Here is a 16,099-nt window from a genome sequence, read left to right as displayed (position 1 = left end):
GCGTCAAGCGCCGCGACGCTGCGACGAAGGACCGGACTCCTCGTCCTCGTCCTCCTCGTCGTTGTACATCTCCGCGTAGCGGGCGTACGGGTCGTCGTCCTCGTCGTCCTCGAACGGCTCCGCGTTCGGCGGCTGACTCGACGTCGATGCGCCCAGCTCGCTGGCCAGACGTGAGAGATCCGTCCCACCGCTGTTGTACTTCAGCTGGCGGGCGACCTTCGTCTGCTTGGCCTTGGCCCGGCCGCGCCCCATGGCTCGACCCCCTCGGTGACGGGGCTCGACGGCCCCAGAGTCTTGACACGCGTTCATGGTTCGGAGCGGGCTCTCCGTGGAGAGACCGGTCCGTAGGGCTTCAACGGTACCTGCTTCCGCGGCCATACGGTACGCCGCCCGCATCACGTGCCACCTCGCAGGACCCGCGAGGTGCCCCGTCCTCGCTGGTCAACCGCGATTTTAACCTCTTCTCGGCGAGCGGCTCGCCGACCGGCAGTGAGTCTTGTCTCGCCCGGTCGGCGAGGGGTGTCCGCGGGATGCTACCGGCGGCGCGCCTCCGCGATCCGCTGCTCCGCGATACGGTCCGCGGCCGCGGCCGGCGGAATACCGTCGTCCTTCGCACGTGCGAATATCGCCAGAGTGGTGTCGAAGATCTTCGACGCCTTCGCCTTGCAGCGGTCGAAGTCGAAGCCGTGCAGCTCGTCGGCGACCTGGATCACCCCGCCCGCGTTCACGACGTAGTCGGGCGCGTAGAGGATGCGGCGGTCGGCGAGGTCCTTCTCGACACCCGGGTGGGCGAGCTGGTTGTTGGCCGCGCCGCACACGATCCGGGCGGTCAGCGCGGGCACGGTCTCGTCGTCCAGCGCTCCGCCGAGGGCGCAGGGGGCGTAGACGTCCAGCCCCTCGGTGCGGATGAGCTCGGCGGTGTCCCGGGCCACCCGCACCCGCGGGAACCTGTCGGTGATCCGCCGTACCGACTCCTCGCGTACATCGGTGACGACGACCTGGGCGCCGTCCTCGAGCAGGTGCTCGACCAGGTGGTGGCCGACCTTGCCGACACCCGCGACCCCGACCGTGCGGCCGTGCAGTGTGGGGTCGCCCCACTCGGCCTGGGCGGAGGCGCGCATGCCCTGGAACACGCCGTAGGCGGTGAGGACGGAGGAGTCGCCGGCGCCGCCGTGCTCGGGGGAGCGGCCGGTGGTCCAGCGGCACTCGCGGGCCACCACGTCCATGTCGGCCACGTACGTGCCGACGTCGCAGGCGGTGACGTAGCGGCCGCCGAGGGACGCCACGAACCGGCCGTAGGCCAGCAGCAGTTCCTCTGTCTTGATCCGCTCGGGATCCCCGATGATCACGGCCTTGCCGCCGCCGTGGTCGAGGCCCGCCATGGCGTTCTTGTACGACATCCCCCGGGAGAGGTTCAGCGCGTCCGCGACGGCGGCTTCCTCGGAGGCGTACGGGTAGAAGCGGGTGCCGCCCAGGGCGGGGCCCAGAGCGGTCGAGTGGATGGCGATGACGGCCTTCAAACCACTGGCGCGGTCCTGGCAGAGCACGACTTGCTCGTGTCCGCCCTGGTCCGAGTGGAACAGGGTGTGCAGGACGCCGTCGGTCACATCGGTCACGGTGGTGACTCCCAAGTACGAAGCGGCGATTGACGGCCCTCCTGCGGGTGGGGAGGGACCTGATGGGCAAGAGGGTAAGTCCTACGCGGGGGTAGGTCGGTCCCGGTGCTCAGGATCACCCTCTCCCGGAGTACGCGCGTGGAAGGATCTGCGACATGCCGGCCGTCACTTCAGTGCTCGTCCCGTACGCGTCGTACCTGCGGGTGTACGAGCCCCTGGCGGCGTTCCCCGAGCCCGAGCGGAGTCACTGGTCCCGTTATGCCCGGTCCGGGCGGGCCCCCACCGCCCAGGACGAGCTCCGGCGGTCCCTGGCGGACCTGCTGCCCACGCCTCCCGTGCCGGTTCCGGTGCACGAGAGCGCCGACGCCTTCGTCAACGAGGACGACGGGGTCGTCCGGGTCTGCCCCTGGCGGACCCGGCTGCGCGGCTGGCTGGCCCTGGAGGAGCTGGCGGGACTCTTCCCGCCCTCCGTGCTCGACGCGGTGCTTCCGCCGGTGGTGCGCGGCCAGGCGGCGGCCGACTACGGGGCGTGGCGGGACCGCAACCCCGACGCCCGCCCGTGGATCAGGACGGCGGTGTGGCAGGTGCCGGTCCGCTGGTTCGTCCTGTTCGCGGACGACGAGCGCGAGTACGAGCCGGGTGCGGTGCCCGGGGTGCCGCCCGTGCTGCGCTACCGCACACCGATGGTCCAGGCCAGGCGCAGGGTGGCGCGGGCCCTGAAGACCCTGCGGGACGCCGTCGAGGAGGGCCCGCTCACGGAGGGGCTGGTGGACGTGGGGAGCTGGCTCGAGGACTTCCACCCGCGCTCCCTGGTCGAACTCGACTACGGCGGGCTGGTCCATGCGCTGCCCCCGGACCTGCTGGCCGGCGACCGGTCGGCCGCCGATGTGGCGGCGGGTATCGCGGCCCTCCGGGACGGTGACGGCGACGGTGCGGGTGAGGCCTACGGCCGGCTCGCGGACCGCTGGCGGGCGGTCCGGGACCGCCGGTTCGCGAACTGACGCTCGAACGTCGCGTACGCTTCCCGGTACCGAACCGGGCATGAACCGGGCACGTAGGGGACGTAAATCCCGATCCGGGCCTTTGGTTCAAGCGTGATGGACGGCACTAAGTCGCCGCTTGCAACCCTTGCCTACCCTCATGCCAAAATAGGACAAGGAGTCCGGGGAGGGTTCCTTCCGCCTACCTAAGGGCGGAAATCTCAGCATTGCACTGTATGGGGGGTCTGATGACTCCTGATCACTCTGTGACTGATCGTCACTGTGGCGTGACTGTCCGTTATGGCATGAACCATCGGCTTCCGCCGCTGATGGACACCTGAGAGGGCAATTCCATCGGTTTGGCCGCCGTGGCTGGACAGATGGTGTAGTTGTAGTGCCGAGGACAAGCCGTTCGTCCTATAACCGACTCGGCCCGCGTCTGCCATTTCGGGCAACGCGGGTCAAGGTGCAGAATTTAGAGGAAAGAACCGAGAAGGTTCGGTTCTCCCGAGGAGGCCGCTCATGACCGCTCGCACCCCTGATGCCGAGCCGCTGCTGACCCCGGCTGAGGTCGCCACCATGTTCCGCGTGGACCCGAAGACGGTTACGCGCTGGGCCAAGGCAGGCAAGCTCACGTCCATCCGTACGCTCGGTGGACACCGCCGGTACCGCGAGGCTGAGGTCCGTGCACTGCTGGCGGGTATCCCGCAGCAGCGCAGCGAGGCCTGACACCCCGATCAAGGGCGTTCCGGGCCCCAATCCGGCAGCCCTGCAATGAGCTCGACACGGCGGGCGCCTGCCCCAACAGGTTTCGTCGTTTGATCGCGCTGGACTCCGCCGGGTCCAGCGCGATCTTTTTGTGTGCCGGGTGCTACCCGCGGGTCGGGTGGCCGGCCCGGGAGACCGGGGCGACTCCGGGGAGGGGGCCGGTGTCCCGTAGGGGGCCTCCGGGGCCCCTGTGAGATGGTACGGGGCTGCTCAGACGGTAGTGCCATTGCACGTATTTGATTTTCCTCCTGAGAGGAGTACGCGGAGCCGACCGCTCCCCGAACTCGTCTGGTGACTCCCGTCACATGCCGCAGGTCTTGCCGGGAGCGGCTCACCGCCGCACGGCGGGCGTGCCGCCCGCCCGGTGGCGGGTCCGGCGCCATCGGTCATGGACGGGCGGAGGCTTCGCCTCCGGAGCCGGCGCGACGCCCGGCTTCGGTACGCCCGGCTTCGTTACGCCCGGCTTCGATCGCGGTGCCGGACCCGGCGCCCGCAGCGGTGTCCGCGTCCACCGCGGTGTCCGCGTCCGCCGTGGCGCCGAGCCCCGTGGTGCCGGGCCCCGGGGCGCCCCGCGCCGCCGCGCCCGCCGCGTTCTCCCGGCTCCCCAGCGCCTGGGCGGCAAAGGGCGTCTGACGGCCCCCCAGGGACGCGGCAGACGGCGCCGCGGGCCCTTCCGGCACGGCCTCCGCCGGGTCCATGGCGAGGCGCAGCAGCCGATGGCAGACCGGACACTGCCGGGTGAGGTGCCGATAGCCGGAGACGGCCGACAGATGGGCGCGCAGCAGCGCCCCGGTCTCGTGTCTCGCTGTGGATGCCGCCATCGCGCCACCTCCGCGGATCCGGGGGCCCCGCAACCCCTGTCCTGACTGGGTACCGGCGGCGGGGCCCCCAGTCAATACGCCGAAAGGCCCGCACCATCGGGTGCGGGCCTTTCGCTGAGCTGCGGTCCTGACGGGATTTGAACCCGCGGCCTCCACCTTGACAGGGTGGCGAGCACTCCAAACTGCTCCACAGGACCAGATTTCGCAGCCGTTCTCGCGCTGGCTGCGAGAGAGACTGTACAGCAGGTCAGAGGGTCCGGTCGAACTCACTCAAGGCTACGGCCGCGTCACGGTGCCGCCGCGTCGATCGCCCTGACGATGCGCTTGTCGGAGACGGGGTAGGCGGTGCCCAGCGCGTGGGCGAAGTAGCTCACCCGCAGCTCCTCGATCATCCAGCGGATGTCCCGGACCTCCTGCGGCACCGGGCGGCCCGCGGGCAGCTGCTCCAGGAGCCAGGCGTACTCGTCCTGCATCTCCCGGACCTTCTCCATACGCGTCGTGTCGCGCTGGACGGAGGTCGGCATCTGCTGCAACCGGCGGTCCACCGCGACCAGATAGCGCATCAGGTCGGGCAGTCGCCGAAGACCGGTCCGGGTCACGAAGCCGGGCGGCACGAGCCGGCCGAGCTGCTCGCGCACATCCTCGACGTTGCCGGCGAGCGCCGGACTGGTGGTGGTCTTCAGACGGCGCTCACAGGCCTGCCAGGCGGCAAGGATCTGCCCCACCCGGTCGACGGTCCGCACCGTCGCGTCCACGAGGTCCGCGCGGACCCGGTCGTAGAGCTTGCGGAACGACTCCTCGTCCCAGGCGGGTCCGCCGTGGTCCGCGATCAGCCTGTCGGCGGAGGCCGTCGCACAGTCGTCGAAGAGCGCCTGGACCGAGCCGTGCGGGTTGGCCGACAGCGCGAGCTTCTGCTGGTTGGACATCCGGTCGGAGGCGAACTTCGCCGGATTCACCGGGATGTTCAGCATGATCAGCCGACGGGTGCCCCGCCACATCGCCTCCGCCTGCTCCGCCTCGGTGTCGAACAGGCGCACGGAGACCGAGTCGCCGTCGTCCACCAGCGCGGGGTAGGCCTTGACCGGCTGGCCCGCCCGGCGGGTCTCGAAGACCCGCGACAGCGTCCCGATCGTCCAGTCCTTCAGCCCCGTCCGCTCGACGGCACCGCCACCGGTCCGTCCGGCGGTGGCCGCGGCGGCCTCCGACAGCGCCCGGCGCGCCTTCGGCTTCAACCGCAGGCGCAGCGCCTCCAGGTCCTTGTCCTCGGCCAGCCTGCGCCGCCGCTCGTCGACGATCCGGAAGGTGACCTTCAGATGCTCGGGGACCCTGGCCAGGTCGAAGTCGTCCGCCGTGACCGGCACCCCGACCATGCGCTGGAGTTCCCGCGCCAGCGTGACCGGCAGCGGCTCCTGCAGCGGGACGGCACGCTCCAGGAAGGCCCTGGCGAAGTCCGGCGCGGGCACGTAGTTCCGGCGGATCGGCTTGGGCAGGGAGCGGATCAGCTCGGTGACGACCTCGGCGCGCAGTCCGGGGATCTGCCAGTCGAAGCCCTCCCCGGTGACCTGGTTGAGCACCTGCAGCGGGATGTGGACGGTCACGCCGTCGGCGTCCGCGCCCGGCTCGAACTGGTACGTGACGCGGAACTTCAGCCGTCCCTGCCGCCACGAGTCCGGGTAGTCGTCCTTGGTGACCGCCCCGGCCTTCTCGTTGATGAGCATCTCGCGCTCGAAGTCGAGCAGCTCCGGCTGCTCGCTGCGTTTGTGCTTCCACCACGAGTCGAAGTGGGCCCCGGACACCACGTGCTCGGGCACCCGCTGGTCGTAGAAGTCGAACAGGGTCTCGTCGTCGACGAGGATGTCGCGCCGACGGGCCCGGTGCTCCAGCTCCTCCACCTCGGTGAGGAGCCTGCGGTTGTCCGCGAAGAACTTGTGGTGGGTCCGCCAGTCGCCCTCGACCAGGGCGTTGCGGATGAAAAGCTCACGGCTCGTCTCCGGGTCGATCCGGCCGTAGTTCACCTTGCGATGGGCGACGATCGGCACCCCGTACAGGGTGACCTTCTCGTACGCCATCACCGCGGCCTGGTCCTTCTCCCAGTGCGGCTCGCTGTAGGTGCGCCTGACCAGGTGTGCCGCGAGCGGCTCGATCCACTCGGGCTCGATCCTCGCGTTGACCCGCGCCCACAGCCGGGACGTCTCGACCAGCTCGGCGGACATCACGAACCGCGGCGGCTTCCTGAACAGCGCCGAGCCGGGGAAGACGGCGAACCTGGCGTTCCGGGCGCCCAGGTACTCGTTCTTCGCCGTGCCCTTCCCGCCGTCCCGCGCGCCGTCCTTCCCGCCGTCCCGCGCGGCGCCCTTCCCGCCCTCCCTCCCGGTGTCCTTGACGTCCTTCATCCCGATGTGCGACAGCAGGCCGGCGAGGAGGGAGACATGGACGGACTGCTCGGGCGCGCCGGTGCCCGCCGAGGGCTCCTCGACGCGGAGCCCCATCTGCTTGGCTACCGTGCGCAGCTGGGAGTAGATGTCCTGCCATTCGCGGATGCGCAGGAAGTTCAGGTACTCCTGCTTGCACATCCGGCGGAAACCGGACGAGCCGCGATCCTTCTGCTGCTCGCGGACATAGCTCCAGAGGTTGAGGAAGGCGAGGAAGTCGCTCGTCTCGTCCCTGAAGCGGGCGTGCATCTGGTCGGCCTGCGCCTGCTTGTCGGCGGGGCGCTCCCGGGGGTCCTGGATCGACAGCGCGGCGGCGATGACCATGACCTCGCGGACGCAGCCGTTCCTGTCCGCCTCCAGGACCATCCGGGCCAGCCGGGGGTCGACGGGCAGCTGGGCGAGTCTGCGGCCGGTCTGGGTCAGCCGCTTCCCCGGGTCCTTCTGGGCGGGGTCGAGCGCGCCCAGCTCCTCCAGCAGCTGCACGCCGTCCCGGATGTTCCGGTGGTCCGGCGGGTCGATGAAGGGGAACTTCTCGATGTCGCCGAGCCCGGCCGCGGTCATCTGGAGGATGACCGAGGCGAGGTTCGTACGGAGGATCTCGGCGTCCGTGAACTCCGGCCGGGACAGGAAGTCGTCCTCGCCGTAGAGCCGGATGCAGACGCCGTCGGACGTACGGCCGCAGCGGCCCTTGCGCTGGTTGGCGCTGGCCTGGCTGATCGCCTCGATGGGCAGCCGCTGGACCTTGGTGCGGTGGCTGTAGCGGGAGATGCGCGCGGTGCCGGGGTCGATGACGTACTTGATGCCCGGCACCGTCAGGGACGTCTCGGCCACGTTCGTCGCCAGGACGATCCGGCGGCCGGTGTGCGGCTGGAAGACGCGGTGCTGCTCGGCGTGCGACAGCCTGGCGTAGAGGGGGAGGACCTCGGTGTGGCGGAGGTTCTTCTTGTTCAGCGCGTCCGCGGTGTCGCGGATCTCCCGCTCGCCGGAGAGGAAGACCAGGATGTCGCCCGGCCCTTCCCGCTGGAGTTCGTCGACCGCGTCGCAGATCGCGGTGATCTGGTCGCGGTCGGAGTCACCGCCCCCGGCGCCCCCGCCGGCCCGGTCGGCCCGGTCGGCCCGGTCGCTCCCGCGGGCGTCGGGCTCCGCTTCCTCGAGCAGCGGCCGGTAGCGCACCTCGACCGGATACGTACGACCGCTCACCTCCACGATCGGCGCGTCGCCGAAGTGCCGGGAGAAGCGCTCGGGATCGATCGTCGCGGACGTGATCACGACCTTGAGGTCCGGTCGCCTGGGCAGCAGCTGGGAGAGGTAGCCGAGCAGGAAGTCGATGTTGAGGGACCGCTCGTGGGCCTCGTCGATGATGATCGTGTCGTAGGCGTGCAGCTCGCGGTCGGTCTGGATCTCGGCCAGCAGGATGCCGTCCGTCATGAGCTTGACGAAGGTCGCGTCCGGGTTCACCTGGTCGGTGAACCGGACCTTCCAGCCGACCGCCTCGCCGAGGGGGGTGCGCAGCTCCTCGGCCACGCGCTCGGCGACCGTCCGCGCGGCGATCCGGCGCGGCTGGGTGTGCCCGATCATGCCGCGTACGCCGCGGCCGAGTTCCAGGCAGATCTTGGGGATCTGCGTGGTCTTGCCCGAGCCGGTCTCACCCGCGACGATCACGACCTGGTGGTCCCGTATCGCCTCGAGGATCTCGTCCTTCTTCTGGCTGACCGGGAGCAGTTCCGGGTACGTGACCCGGGGCACCCGCGCGGCGCGCCCGGCGGTCCGCTCGGCGGCCTTGCCGGCCTCGGCCGCGATCTCGTCGAGCACGGCCTGCCGGGCCTCGGGTTTGCGGATGCGGCGGGTGCCCTCGAGGCGCCGCCCGAGCCGGTGCGCGTCACGCAGCGAGATCTCGGCCAGCCGCTTCTGGAGGTCGGCGAAGGAAGTAGACATACGGGATCCAGGATCGCACCCGGTCGAGGGGACTGGCGAACCCATTTCCGGTGTTCCGCGACACGGGCCGTCGGCGGTCCGTCGTCGGCGGTCCGCTGTCCGTCGTCCGTCGTCCGTCGTCCGCTGTCCGTCGTCCGCTGTCCGCGGTCCGCGGTGGCGGATCGCGGTGGGTAGGCCGGACGCGCCGCGGGCCGGCGGAACGGCGGGCCGGCGGGACGGGCCGGGCAGGGGCGGCGGTTCGGTGACCGGTGACCGGTGACCGCCTCGGGGGGCTGCGGTGCGCGGCGGGGGCGGTGTACGGGAGTCGGTGGCCGGTGTACGGGAGTGAGTGGCCGGTGTACGGGGGCGGATGGAGCGGATGGGGCGGATGAGACGGCCGGTTCCGCCGAGGGGCACGGGTGTTGCCGTCCGCGGGTGGCCGTGCCGCGGCGGGTCGCGTCCGGCCGGGACGGCGCGGGGACGGCGCAGGGGTGGCGCCACGGAGCGCGGGCGGGCGAGGGTTCCGGACGGCCGCTACGGGGCAGGGCGTACCGGCCCGTCGAGCGGTGGACCCGTACGATTGCGGGCACGTCGACCCCAGGAGCCCCCGTCCATGCCCAGCCCCCGCAGCCGTTGGCGGCACCGCGCCCTCGCGGTCGTGGCGGCGCTCATGGCGGTGCTGACGGGGGCACTTCTCTGCGCGGGGACGAGTACGGCCGCGGCCACCGGTGGCGGGCCCGAGCCCGGCGGGCCGCGGGTCGCGACGGACCACCGGGCCGGTGGGGCCGCGTCCGGTGTCGTGGTTCCGCGGGCCGGTGGGGCTGCCTCCGCTGCCCTGGTGCCGAAGGCCGACGTGCCGCTGCCCGTCGCCACGGCCGTGCCGCACGGCCCTGTGCCGCGCGGCTCTGTGCCGCACGGGATCGCTTCGCCGGGCGACCAGCGGGTCCCCGGCTGCGGCGACGGATCCGGTGACGGCGGGCCCGGCCCCGCCGTGCCGCCGCGCGGCTCCGCCGCGCACGAACTGCTGCCCGCCCTGCCTGCCGCCGCCCCGACGGCGGCCGTCTCCGCGGCGGACATCAGGCCGTCCCCCGCCACCCTGTCGTGCAGGGACGGTCCGGGTACGTACTGGGTGGCGAACCAGGGCCGGTCCGCCTCGAGGTCCGCGGCGACCAGCCGGGCCGTGCAGCCGCCCCGGATCCGCCGGGCCGCCGACCGGACAGACCTGGAACCGGATCAGCACCGAACTCGGCCGCGTGCACGAGGTCACCCTCACCGGCGACGCCGGACAGATCACCCAGACCACCCCGCTCACCAGCCAGCAGGCCGCCCTCTACCGCGCCTGCGGCATCAAACCGCCGCCACGGATCACCGCCGCAGACCCGGCCTGACCAGCCATAACGTGCCCACGTGGGCACACGCCCGCACGGGCGCCATCCCGACGTTTCCGCAGCTCAATCCCTGTTTTCGACTCATCCGCATGCCTACCAACTGCGGAACTCAGGCGGTGGGGCGTCGGCCCTGCGGGACGCCTCAATGCCGCTGGCCTTCTCGCCGTGGGCGTTGTGACCGAGTGCCAGCCACGCTCCCTCGAACGGCCTGCCCCTGGCTGGGGTCGCCGGCGCCGCAGGTAGCGGGAAGCGTCGGGCCTTTGTCTTGCGTAGTTCTCTGTCGAAAGAGTGCACGCCAAGACCCGCCCTGGTCACGGGGCTCGCGCCGCGGGGGACGGCGGGCACCTGCGTGACCAGGGCGGGGGCTTAACCTCGGCGGAGGAACCTGCTCTGACCCCGGTGCCTGCCGGTCCGCCTGCCGGAGGTCGGCTGTCCCACCGCGGTGGCTTCGCTCGGCTGGACGGAGCGGTCCGGGCGGTCTCTGCTGAGGAGGGACTGCCAGACCCGTTCTTGCAGCACGCGGATGCAGGGGCCGCACGCGTACATCGGCGCCTGGGCGCCAGCGACATTCGCGGGGCCGATCCACAGGACGCGTGTCCATCGCTGCCCGCAGTAGAGCCAGCAGAATCCGTCGACCCATTCGTTGCCGTCGTCGGTGGCCGCCGGTGCGGGCAGTCCTCCGCGGGCGAACTCGGCGATCCCGGGGATCACCCTGTGCTGTAAGGCGACTTCCGTCAGCATTGCTCGTCCGCCTCCGCGATTAACGGGTCTGGGCCGTCGTAGCAGCGTCCTCCTGCTTCTCGGCGTCGGAGAACAGGAGGGTGGGTTCGGCGAGGATGTCGCGGCCGGCCTCGCTCTTGTAGATCTCATCGACGCTGCCGAAGCGGGCTTCGGAGTAGTCGAGGTCCAGCAGTGCGGCGGCCTGCCGCACCGACGCCTCGTCGGGTCCCTCGATCTCCAGGAAGGTGGGGAGGTCGGGCCAGGTGTCGAAGTCGAAGGCGACCTCGCCCAGGCGCCACTCCTCGCGGTAGTTCTCCTGGTAGCGCACCTCGGTGAGGCCGACCCGGCGGAGGATGTCGGCCATGGCGTGCAGGTCGGTGACCTCGGTCTCGATCTCCTTGGTGCCGTCGATCGTCGTGGCGTCGGTGACCTGCTTGAGCGTGAGCGTCGAGCGGGTGCCCTCGTCACGCAGCCGAATCCAGGCCCCGCCATCCAGGGAGTCGTTCTCGAAGATCTTGCGGGTGAGGAGCGTGCGGGGGAACGCCTGGACGGCGCCGAGGGCGGTCAGCTTGGCCTGGAGGCCGGCGGCGTCGACGGCCAGGAACTTCGCCTCGTACTCGTGCTTCATGGGGCCTTCTCTCAGAAGTGGTCGGTGAGGGTGGACGTCCGGGCCCCCATGAGCAGGCCCATGCGGTGGGTGTGGTCGTGCAGTTGGCCGACGTGGGGCCGCTCGGTGAACTCGTTGGTGCGCAGGGTGAGCAGGACCTCCCAGTCGCCGAGGAAGTGGTGGCGAAGGCGCTCGGGAGAGGTGTAGTGCTCGATCATGTGGTGGCGTCTATCGACGGGCATCATGAACTCCGCGCCGAACAGACCGCCCGGGCGGACCAGGCGCTGCATGCGGTCGACGAACTCGGCGAGCGGGCGGTGGTGGTTGGCACTGTAGTGCCACGAGCAGCTCGTCCAGACCGCCTCGCACTGCAGGCCCAGGGGTCCGCCGTCGAGGAAGTCGTCCTCAACGACCTGTACGCGGTCGTGGAGTTCTTCGAGCTTCAGTCGGTCGATCAGGCCCAACGCGTGTGCCTGGCTGTCACCCGGGAGGTGGACGTCGCCCCCGTGCAGGGCGACCGCGTCGCGTTCGACGGCGACGACGTGGTAGCCGGCGGCGGCGAGGGGCAGGACGAACTTGCCGTCGCTCGCGCCGACAACCGCGACGGTGGCGTCATGGGTGACGCGTTCCCGTAACGTGGCGAGGAACTGCGGGAAGAAGGTGAGGGTGTGCTCCCACAGGCTCTGTGTCTGCATGGGAGTGCGCTCCTTGCGTATCGATGTCCGTGATCACGCGGAGGACCTCGTCGGGGCTGCGCCCCGTGGTGTCGACGCGGTGCATCGGGAACGAGGCATAGGCGTCCGTCACCCGGTCCGGGACGGTCTCGATCAGTGCATCCCACCGCGATGCCGGCTTGTTCCGCCCACCGAGGCGACGCTGTCGTTCGTCGTCGTCGCAGACGAGGTGGTACGTGACGGGTGTCGGCAGCCGGCTCGGCAGGGTGATACCGAGCCGGGAGCCCAGGGCTCGGTGGGTGGCGAGGCACCGGGCGAAGTAGCTCTCGACGACGACCGGGACGCCGGCGTCGAGATGGCGCTGGATCTGCTCGGCCGCGGTGAACAGAGCAGAAAGGTAGAGGCACATCCGCGCCTCGATGTTCGTCCGCTCGTCCACTGCGTGTCTGAGTGGCTGGTAGAGGGACGGGACGGTGGGGACGAGGACGGCTTGTCGGGCGGCGGCGAGCATCGGCGCCAGGGTGGACTTACCGGTGCCGCGTAATCCCTCAAGGTTCTCGAAACGCGGGTGATCAGGCACGGCCATACACCACGTCCGGCACCGCGAGAGTGAGCTCGTCGGCGGACGAGGGCTTGTGGACGATGCGTCCTGCCGCCTTCTCGTACCAGAAGGCGTGCGAGTCCTTGCCTACGGCCTTGCAGGACATGGTCAGCGCACCGCGTGGGTCGGCCTCGATGCGGTCGATCTCGCGAGGTCCGTCGGACGGTGCGCACGCCTGCGGGGCGCCGTGTTCGGAGAGGTCCTCGTCGACGATCACCTCCAAGGGCAGGTCGGCCGAGGCGAGCTCTTCGCGTAGCCGGCCGTAGGCGGAGGGGGCGGTGACCGGCAGTTCAGGGTGGTCGGCGGCGTTGCCGACCGGCCGCAGGTGGTGGAGCTTGAGTTGCCGGACCCCGAGCTGCGCCAAGACGCCTGCGAGAGGGAGGACCTCATTGATGTTCCGCGAGGTGACGGTCATGGTCGCGCCCGTCGGAACGCCGAGGTCCCGCGCCAGACTGAGCGAGTTCAGGGCGCTCTGGTAACTGCCCTGCCTGCGGATGCCGTCGTTGGTCGATCCGACGCCCTCCAGCGAGACCCTGAGCAGGTCCAAGTGCGCAGCGATCTCGGTCAGGCGGCGCTCGATCCGGTACCCGTTGGTGCAGATCTCGACGCGCTGGCCCAGCTCCTCCTTCGCGTGGCGGACGACCTGCGCGAGATCCCGGTGGACGAACGGCTCTCCGCCGAGCAGGGTCACGGCCTCCGTGCCGTACTCGTCCCGCATCAGGGTGAGGAGGCTCGAGGCTTCCTCGGCGGTGAACGCGTCGGCGTACTGGAGCCGCTTGCCGTGGAAGCAGTGCAGGCATGTGAAGTTGCAGCGGTAGAGCAGCTGCAGGTACAGCATTCGGATCTTCTTGATCCCGGTGACTTCCCCGATCACATCGGCTCCTTCGGCTGACTGCCTGTTGGGAGCCCGATCGTGGCCTTCTGCCCGGGGACCTCGTCACCGCGTTCAGGGACGGTCCGAGGACGTCCAGGGACGTCTTCAGTGACCTGCGAAGGACTCCACCATGCTGAGGACGCGCTTCGTGTCCGACAGGTCGGGCAGGACGTCAGTAGCGCCGGCCGCGGTCAGTTCCTCCGGCGTGTGGATGCCGGAGGCGACGGCGAGGATCCTGGAGCCCGTGGTCAGAGCTGCTTCGACGTCGCGCGGGGTGTCCCCCACGAGGACGGTGGGGACGTCGGCCGAAACACCGCGAAGTCGCTGCGCGCGCTCGCGGGCGACAGCGACCAGATGGGGACGGAGCTCAGCGTCCGCTCCGTAGGCGCCCACCGGTAGATCCAGCAGCGATTCGAGGCCGAACGCGGACAGCTTCACACGAGCGTTGGAAGCGATGTTGCCGGTGAGAACGGAGGAGACCCAACCGCCCTGAGCGGAGGCGGCCTTCAGCGCCTCATGGACACCAGGCAGGGCAGTCCCGCGCCTGCGCAGCTCCTCCAGGCGCGCTTCCCCCGCCTGGGCGAGCGCGGTCTCGATGAAGTGCCAGTCAGGTACGGGAAGCCCTTCGCGGACGAACATGTCGCGCATGATCAGTCGATCCGTACGCCCCTCAGTACGCGCCGCCTCCGTGGGCTCGCGTCCCGAGAGCTCTGAGAAGGCAGCGGCGTAGATCTCCTTGCTCACCCCCGCGTTCTCGATCAGGGTGTGGTCAATGTCCCACAGGACGAAGAGCTTCATGCCGCCAGAGTAGACAGTCGTCGTAGTTGCGCCTCAGCCACCGCGTCCCAAAACGTCCTTGCGCGATCACGCAGTGCGCCGATTCGATAGCTGCTGTGAACGACCGACTGCGCACCGTGCTCGGCCAACGCGGCGTCTCGCCCGACTCCCTTGCCGAGATCTGCGAGGTAGATCCCAAAACGGTGAGCCGGTGGCTCGGCGGGCGGATTCCCCATGCCCGGCACCGCTTCCGCGTCGCGCAACACCTCCGCGTGGAGGAGACCTTCCTCTGGCCTGAGCCGTCCAAGCGCCCCGGCAGGCCGCGGGACGGGTTAGGCACCGAACTGGTCGGCACCTACCAGAACAGGGCCAGCGTGCCCCGGGACGTCTGGCTCGCGCTGCTGCGAGAGGCTCGGCACGAGATCGGCGTCCTCGTCTTCTCCGGCACCTTCTTCGCTCAGTCCAACCCCCACGTCGCCAAGATGCTCTCCGAACGCGCCGCCGAGGGAGTGCGGGTGCGCCTGTGCTTCGGCGACCCGGACGGGCAGGCAGTCGCCATCCGGGGCCGCGAGGAGGGAATCGGCGACACCCTCGCTGCCAAGATCCGCGCCTCACTGACGTACTACCGCCCGCTGCTGGGCGAGGCCGGGTGCGCCGTACGGCTCCACGACACCACCCTCTACACGTCCATGTTCCGCTACGACGACAACCTGCTCGTCAATCCCCACATCTGGGGACAACCGGCCAGCGCCAACCCCCTCCTCCACGTCAAGAGGGCAGACGGCACAGGGTGGTTCGACAACTACGCTCAGAGCTTCGACGCCGTCTGGGCCGCCGCGCGGCCATGGGCACCCGACCAGGAGAGGACCGCCGACCATGGGCAGGACTGAGTACTACAACGACCCCACCGCCCCGAAGGCGAACACCCTCATCCCGGCCAGCAACCTCCTCGTTGTCGACGAGACCGGCGCCATCCTCCTCCAGCGCCGCCGCGACACCGGCCAGTGGGCCCTCCCCGGCGGAGCCCAGGACATCGGCGAGACTGCGGCTGAGTGCGCGGTGCGCGAGTGCCTGGAGGAGACCGGCATCGTCGCGGAGATCACCGGTTTCCTCGGTGTCTACACCAACCCGAACCACATCGTCGCCTACACCGACGGAGAGATCCGCCAGCAGTACGAGAACACCTACATCGGTCGCCCTGTCGGCGGAGCCCCCACGATCAACGACGAGGCCGACGGCGTCCGCTTCGTCCAGCCGACCGACCTAGACCAGTACGACATCCACCCGAGCATGCGCCAGCAGATCGGGGACTACCTCGCGGGTACCTACCCCTACCTGGGGTGATCTGCCAGAGCGGTCTCGATCCGCTCGACGGCAGCGAAGATCTCCGGCGCCGCCCGGCGGATGAACCGCCCGACCACACTGTCCGCGCCGTAGCGGTCGAGGATCTCCGCGACGCGGTCCTGTGCGGTGGTCCGGGCGCCGTCAGGGGTGGTCGTCATGTCGCAGTAGACGAGGGCGTCCACCAGCAGGGGCTTTTCCAGCAAGGGGAACTCCGTCGCGAGCTCGTCCTGCAGCCCTCGCTCCTCGGCCTCCAAGAGCGCGAACGAGTGGTTCGCGACCAGCCGCACCAGCCTCGCGTCTGCTCCATGCTCGTCACGGAGGAAGCGGGCCCCGTCCAGCGGGTGGAACCCGGTCACGGCCAGTCGAGGTGCGTACCCGACGTCGTGCAGTGTGGCGGAAGCGACGAGCAGGCCAGTGTTCTTGCCGAGGGCCGGCCCGACCTCGGCCGCACGTTCAGCCACTCCTTGTGTGTGCGCCCACCGACGTGGAAGCGCAGTGCTGAGTTCGGCTTCTGCTACTTGAATCGCCCAGCCGACCATAGCTTCATCCATGGCCTGGTAATGCCCAGTGGCCCGACAGTCAC

The 16,099-nt window shown here is 70.3% G+C and carries 14 protein-coding genes, 1 tRNA gene and 2 pseudogenes; 5 read left to right on the top strand and 12 right to left on the bottom strand.

The window, feature by feature from the left end:
- Positions 1-3: 3 nt before the first annotated feature.
- Positions 4-252 carry a DUF3073 domain-containing protein gene (locus DDQ41_RS14720; RefSeq protein ID WP_017950140.1) on the bottom strand — a complete coding sequence of 83 codons (249 nt, stop codon included), beginning with the start codon at positions 250-252 and terminating at the stop codon, positions 4-6.
- Between the two features lie 281 nt (positions 253-533).
- Positions 534-1,616: a Leu/Phe/Val dehydrogenase gene (locus tag DDQ41_RS14715; protein WP_109297740.1), complete on the bottom strand. Its 1,083-nt coding sequence runs from the start codon at positions 1,614-1,616 to the stop codon at positions 534-536.
- A gap of 155 nt (positions 1,617-1,771) precedes the next feature.
- Between DDQ41_RS14715 and DDQ41_RS14710 the strand changes: the two genes are divergently transcribed.
- Both DDQ41_RS14710 and bldC read left to right on the top strand, forming a co-directional pair.
- Positions 1,772-2,617, top strand: coding sequence for a hypothetical protein (locus tag DDQ41_RS14710; RefSeq protein WP_109294909.1), 846 nt, complete (start codon positions 1,772-1,774; stop codon positions 2,615-2,617).
- A gap of 501 nt (positions 2,618-3,118) precedes the next feature.
- Positions 3,119-3,325, top strand: coding sequence for a developmental transcriptional regulator BldC (gene bldC, locus DDQ41_RS14705; RefSeq protein WP_003949541.1), 207 nt, complete (start codon positions 3,119-3,121; stop codon positions 3,323-3,325).
- Positions 3,326-3,750: 425 nt separating this feature from the next.
- Here the strand turns inward: bldC and DDQ41_RS14700 are convergent, their stop codons facing one another.
- From DDQ41_RS14700 to DDQ41_RS32470, 4 genes and pseudogenes are all read right to left on the bottom strand, one after another.
- Positions 3,751-4,185, bottom strand: a complete 435-nt coding sequence (locus DDQ41_RS14700) for a DUF6274 family protein (protein WP_109294908.1) — start codon at positions 4,183-4,185, stop codon at positions 3,751-3,753.
- Between the two features lie 122 nt (positions 4,186-4,307).
- Positions 4,308-4,382: transfer RNA gene (locus DDQ41_RS14695), tRNA-Asp, on the bottom strand.
- 90 nt (positions 4,383-4,472) lie between these two features.
- Positions 4,473-8,552, bottom strand: coding sequence for an ATP-dependent RNA helicase HrpA (gene hrpA / locus DDQ41_RS14690; protein WP_109294907.1), 4,080 nt, complete (start codon positions 8,550-8,552; stop codon positions 4,473-4,475).
- Between the two features lie 1,020 nt (positions 8,553-9,572).
- Positions 9,573-9,743: pseudogene (locus DDQ41_RS32470) on the bottom strand (serine/threonine protein kinase); the annotation flags it as partial.
- On the opposite strand from DDQ41_RS32470, the pseudogene DDQ41_RS32465 reads away from it, so the two are divergent.
- A pseudogene (locus DDQ41_RS32465) lies at positions 9,743-9,919 on the top strand (IS1634 family transposase); the annotation flags it as partial. The pseudogenes DDQ41_RS32470 and DDQ41_RS32465 overlap by 1 nt on opposite strands.
- 760 nt (positions 9,920-10,679) lie before the next feature.
- Here the strand turns inward: DDQ41_RS32465 and DDQ41_RS14675 are convergent.
- The 5 genes from DDQ41_RS14675 to DDQ41_RS14655 all read right to left on the bottom strand — a co-directional run bounded on the left by DDQ41_RS14675 (position 10,680) and on the right by DDQ41_RS14655 (position 14,193).
- On the bottom strand, positions 10,680-11,267 hold the full coding sequence (locus DDQ41_RS14675) for a class IV adenylate cyclase (protein ID WP_109294905.1): 588 nt from the start codon (positions 11,265-11,267) through the stop codon (positions 10,680-10,682).
- An 11-nt stretch (positions 11,268-11,278) separates the two neighbouring features.
- Positions 11,279-11,941 carry a methyltransferase domain-containing protein gene (locus DDQ41_RS14670; RefSeq protein ID WP_109294904.1) on the bottom strand — a complete coding sequence of 221 codons (663 nt, stop codon included), beginning with the start codon at positions 11,939-11,941 and terminating at the stop codon, positions 11,279-11,281.
- Positions 11,859-12,431: a hypothetical protein gene (locus DDQ41_RS14665; RefSeq protein ID WP_109297739.1), complete on the bottom strand. Its 573-nt coding sequence runs from the start codon at positions 12,429-12,431 to the stop codon at positions 11,859-11,861. The genes DDQ41_RS14670 and DDQ41_RS14665 overlap by 83 nt, the downstream gene beginning before the upstream one ends.
- Positions 12,432-12,492: 61 nt before the next feature.
- Positions 12,493-13,395 carry a radical SAM protein gene (locus tag DDQ41_RS14660; protein WP_109294903.1) on the bottom strand — a complete coding sequence of 301 codons (903 nt, stop codon included), beginning with the start codon at positions 13,393-13,395 and terminating at the stop codon, positions 12,493-12,495.
- A gap of 105 nt (positions 13,396-13,500) precedes the next feature.
- Positions 13,501-14,193: an HAD family hydrolase gene (locus tag DDQ41_RS14655; RefSeq protein ID WP_109294902.1), complete on the bottom strand. Its 693-nt coding sequence runs from the start codon at positions 14,191-14,193 to the stop codon at positions 13,501-13,503.
- A 95-nt stretch (positions 14,194-14,288) separates the two neighbouring features.
- On the opposite strand from DDQ41_RS14655, the gene DDQ41_RS14650 reads away from it, so the two are divergent.
- Entirely contained in the window at positions 14,289-15,062 is a 774-nt protein-coding gene (locus DDQ41_RS14650) for an XRE family transcriptional regulator (protein ID WP_174720284.1), read from the top strand.
- Entirely contained in the window at positions 15,049-15,516 is a 468-nt protein-coding gene (locus tag DDQ41_RS14645; RefSeq protein ID WP_109294901.1) for an NUDIX hydrolase, read from the top strand. The genes DDQ41_RS14650 and DDQ41_RS14645 overlap by 14 nt, the downstream gene beginning before the upstream one ends.
- Here DDQ41_RS14645 and DDQ41_RS14640 read toward each other — a convergent pair.
- Positions 15,504-16,067 carry an HD domain-containing protein gene (locus DDQ41_RS14640; protein ID WP_109294900.1) on the bottom strand — a complete coding sequence of 188 codons (564 nt, stop codon included), beginning with the start codon at positions 16,065-16,067 and terminating at the stop codon, positions 15,504-15,506. The two genes, DDQ41_RS14645 and DDQ41_RS14640, sit on opposite strands and share 13 nt — an antisense overlap.
- Positions 16,068-16,099 lie beyond the last annotated feature (32 nt).

Source organism: Streptomyces spongiicola, assembly GCF_003122365.1.
Classification (GTDB): Bacteria; Actinomycetota; Actinomycetes; order Streptomycetales; family Streptomycetaceae; genus Streptomyces; species Streptomyces spongiicola.
The sequence above is the reverse complement of the archived record's forward strand: the minus strand, read 5'-3'. Positions and strand labels throughout refer to the sequence as shown.

Coding starts and splice junctions, on each gene's coding strand:
- DDQ41_RS14720 (WP_017950140.1), bottom strand. CDS start 252: ATGGGGCGCGGCCGGGCCAAGGCCAAGCAGACGAAGGTCGCCCGCCAG.
- DDQ41_RS14710 (WP_109294909.1), top strand. CDS start 1,772: ATGCCGGCCGTCACTTCAGTGCTCGTCCCGTACGCGTCGTACCTGCGG.
- DDQ41_RS14670 (WP_109294904.1), bottom strand. CDS start 11,941: ATGCAGACACAGAGCCTGTGGGAGCACACCCTCACCTTCTTCCCGCAG.
- DDQ41_RS14675 (WP_109294905.1), bottom strand. CDS start 11,267: ATGAAGCACGAGTACGAGGCGAAGTTCCTGGCCGTCGACGCCGCCGGC.
- DDQ41_RS14655 (WP_109294902.1), bottom strand. CDS start 14,193: ATGAAGCTCTTCGTCCTGTGGGACATTGACCACACCCTGATCGAGAAC.
- DDQ41_RS14645 (WP_109294901.1), top strand. CDS start 15,049: ATGGGCAGGACTGAGTACTACAACGACCCCACCGCCCCGAAGGCGAAC.
- DDQ41_RS14700 (WP_109294908.1), bottom strand. CDS start 4,185: ATGGCGGCATCCACAGCGAGACACGAGACCGGGGCGCTGCTGCGCGCC.
- hrpA (WP_109294907.1), bottom strand. CDS start 8,552: ATGTCTACTTCCTTCGCCGACCTCCAGAAGCGGCTGGCCGAGATCTCG.
- bldC (WP_003949541.1), top strand. CDS start 3,119: ATGACCGCTCGCACCCCTGATGCCGAGCCGCTGCTGACCCCGGCTGAG.
- DDQ41_RS14640 (WP_109294900.1), bottom strand. CDS start 16,067: ATGGATGAAGCTATGGTCGGCTGGGCGATTCAAGTAGCAGAAGCCGAA.
- DDQ41_RS14665 (WP_109297739.1), bottom strand. CDS start 12,431: ATGCTCGCCGCCGCCCGACAAGCCGTCCTCGTCCCCACCGTCCCGTCC.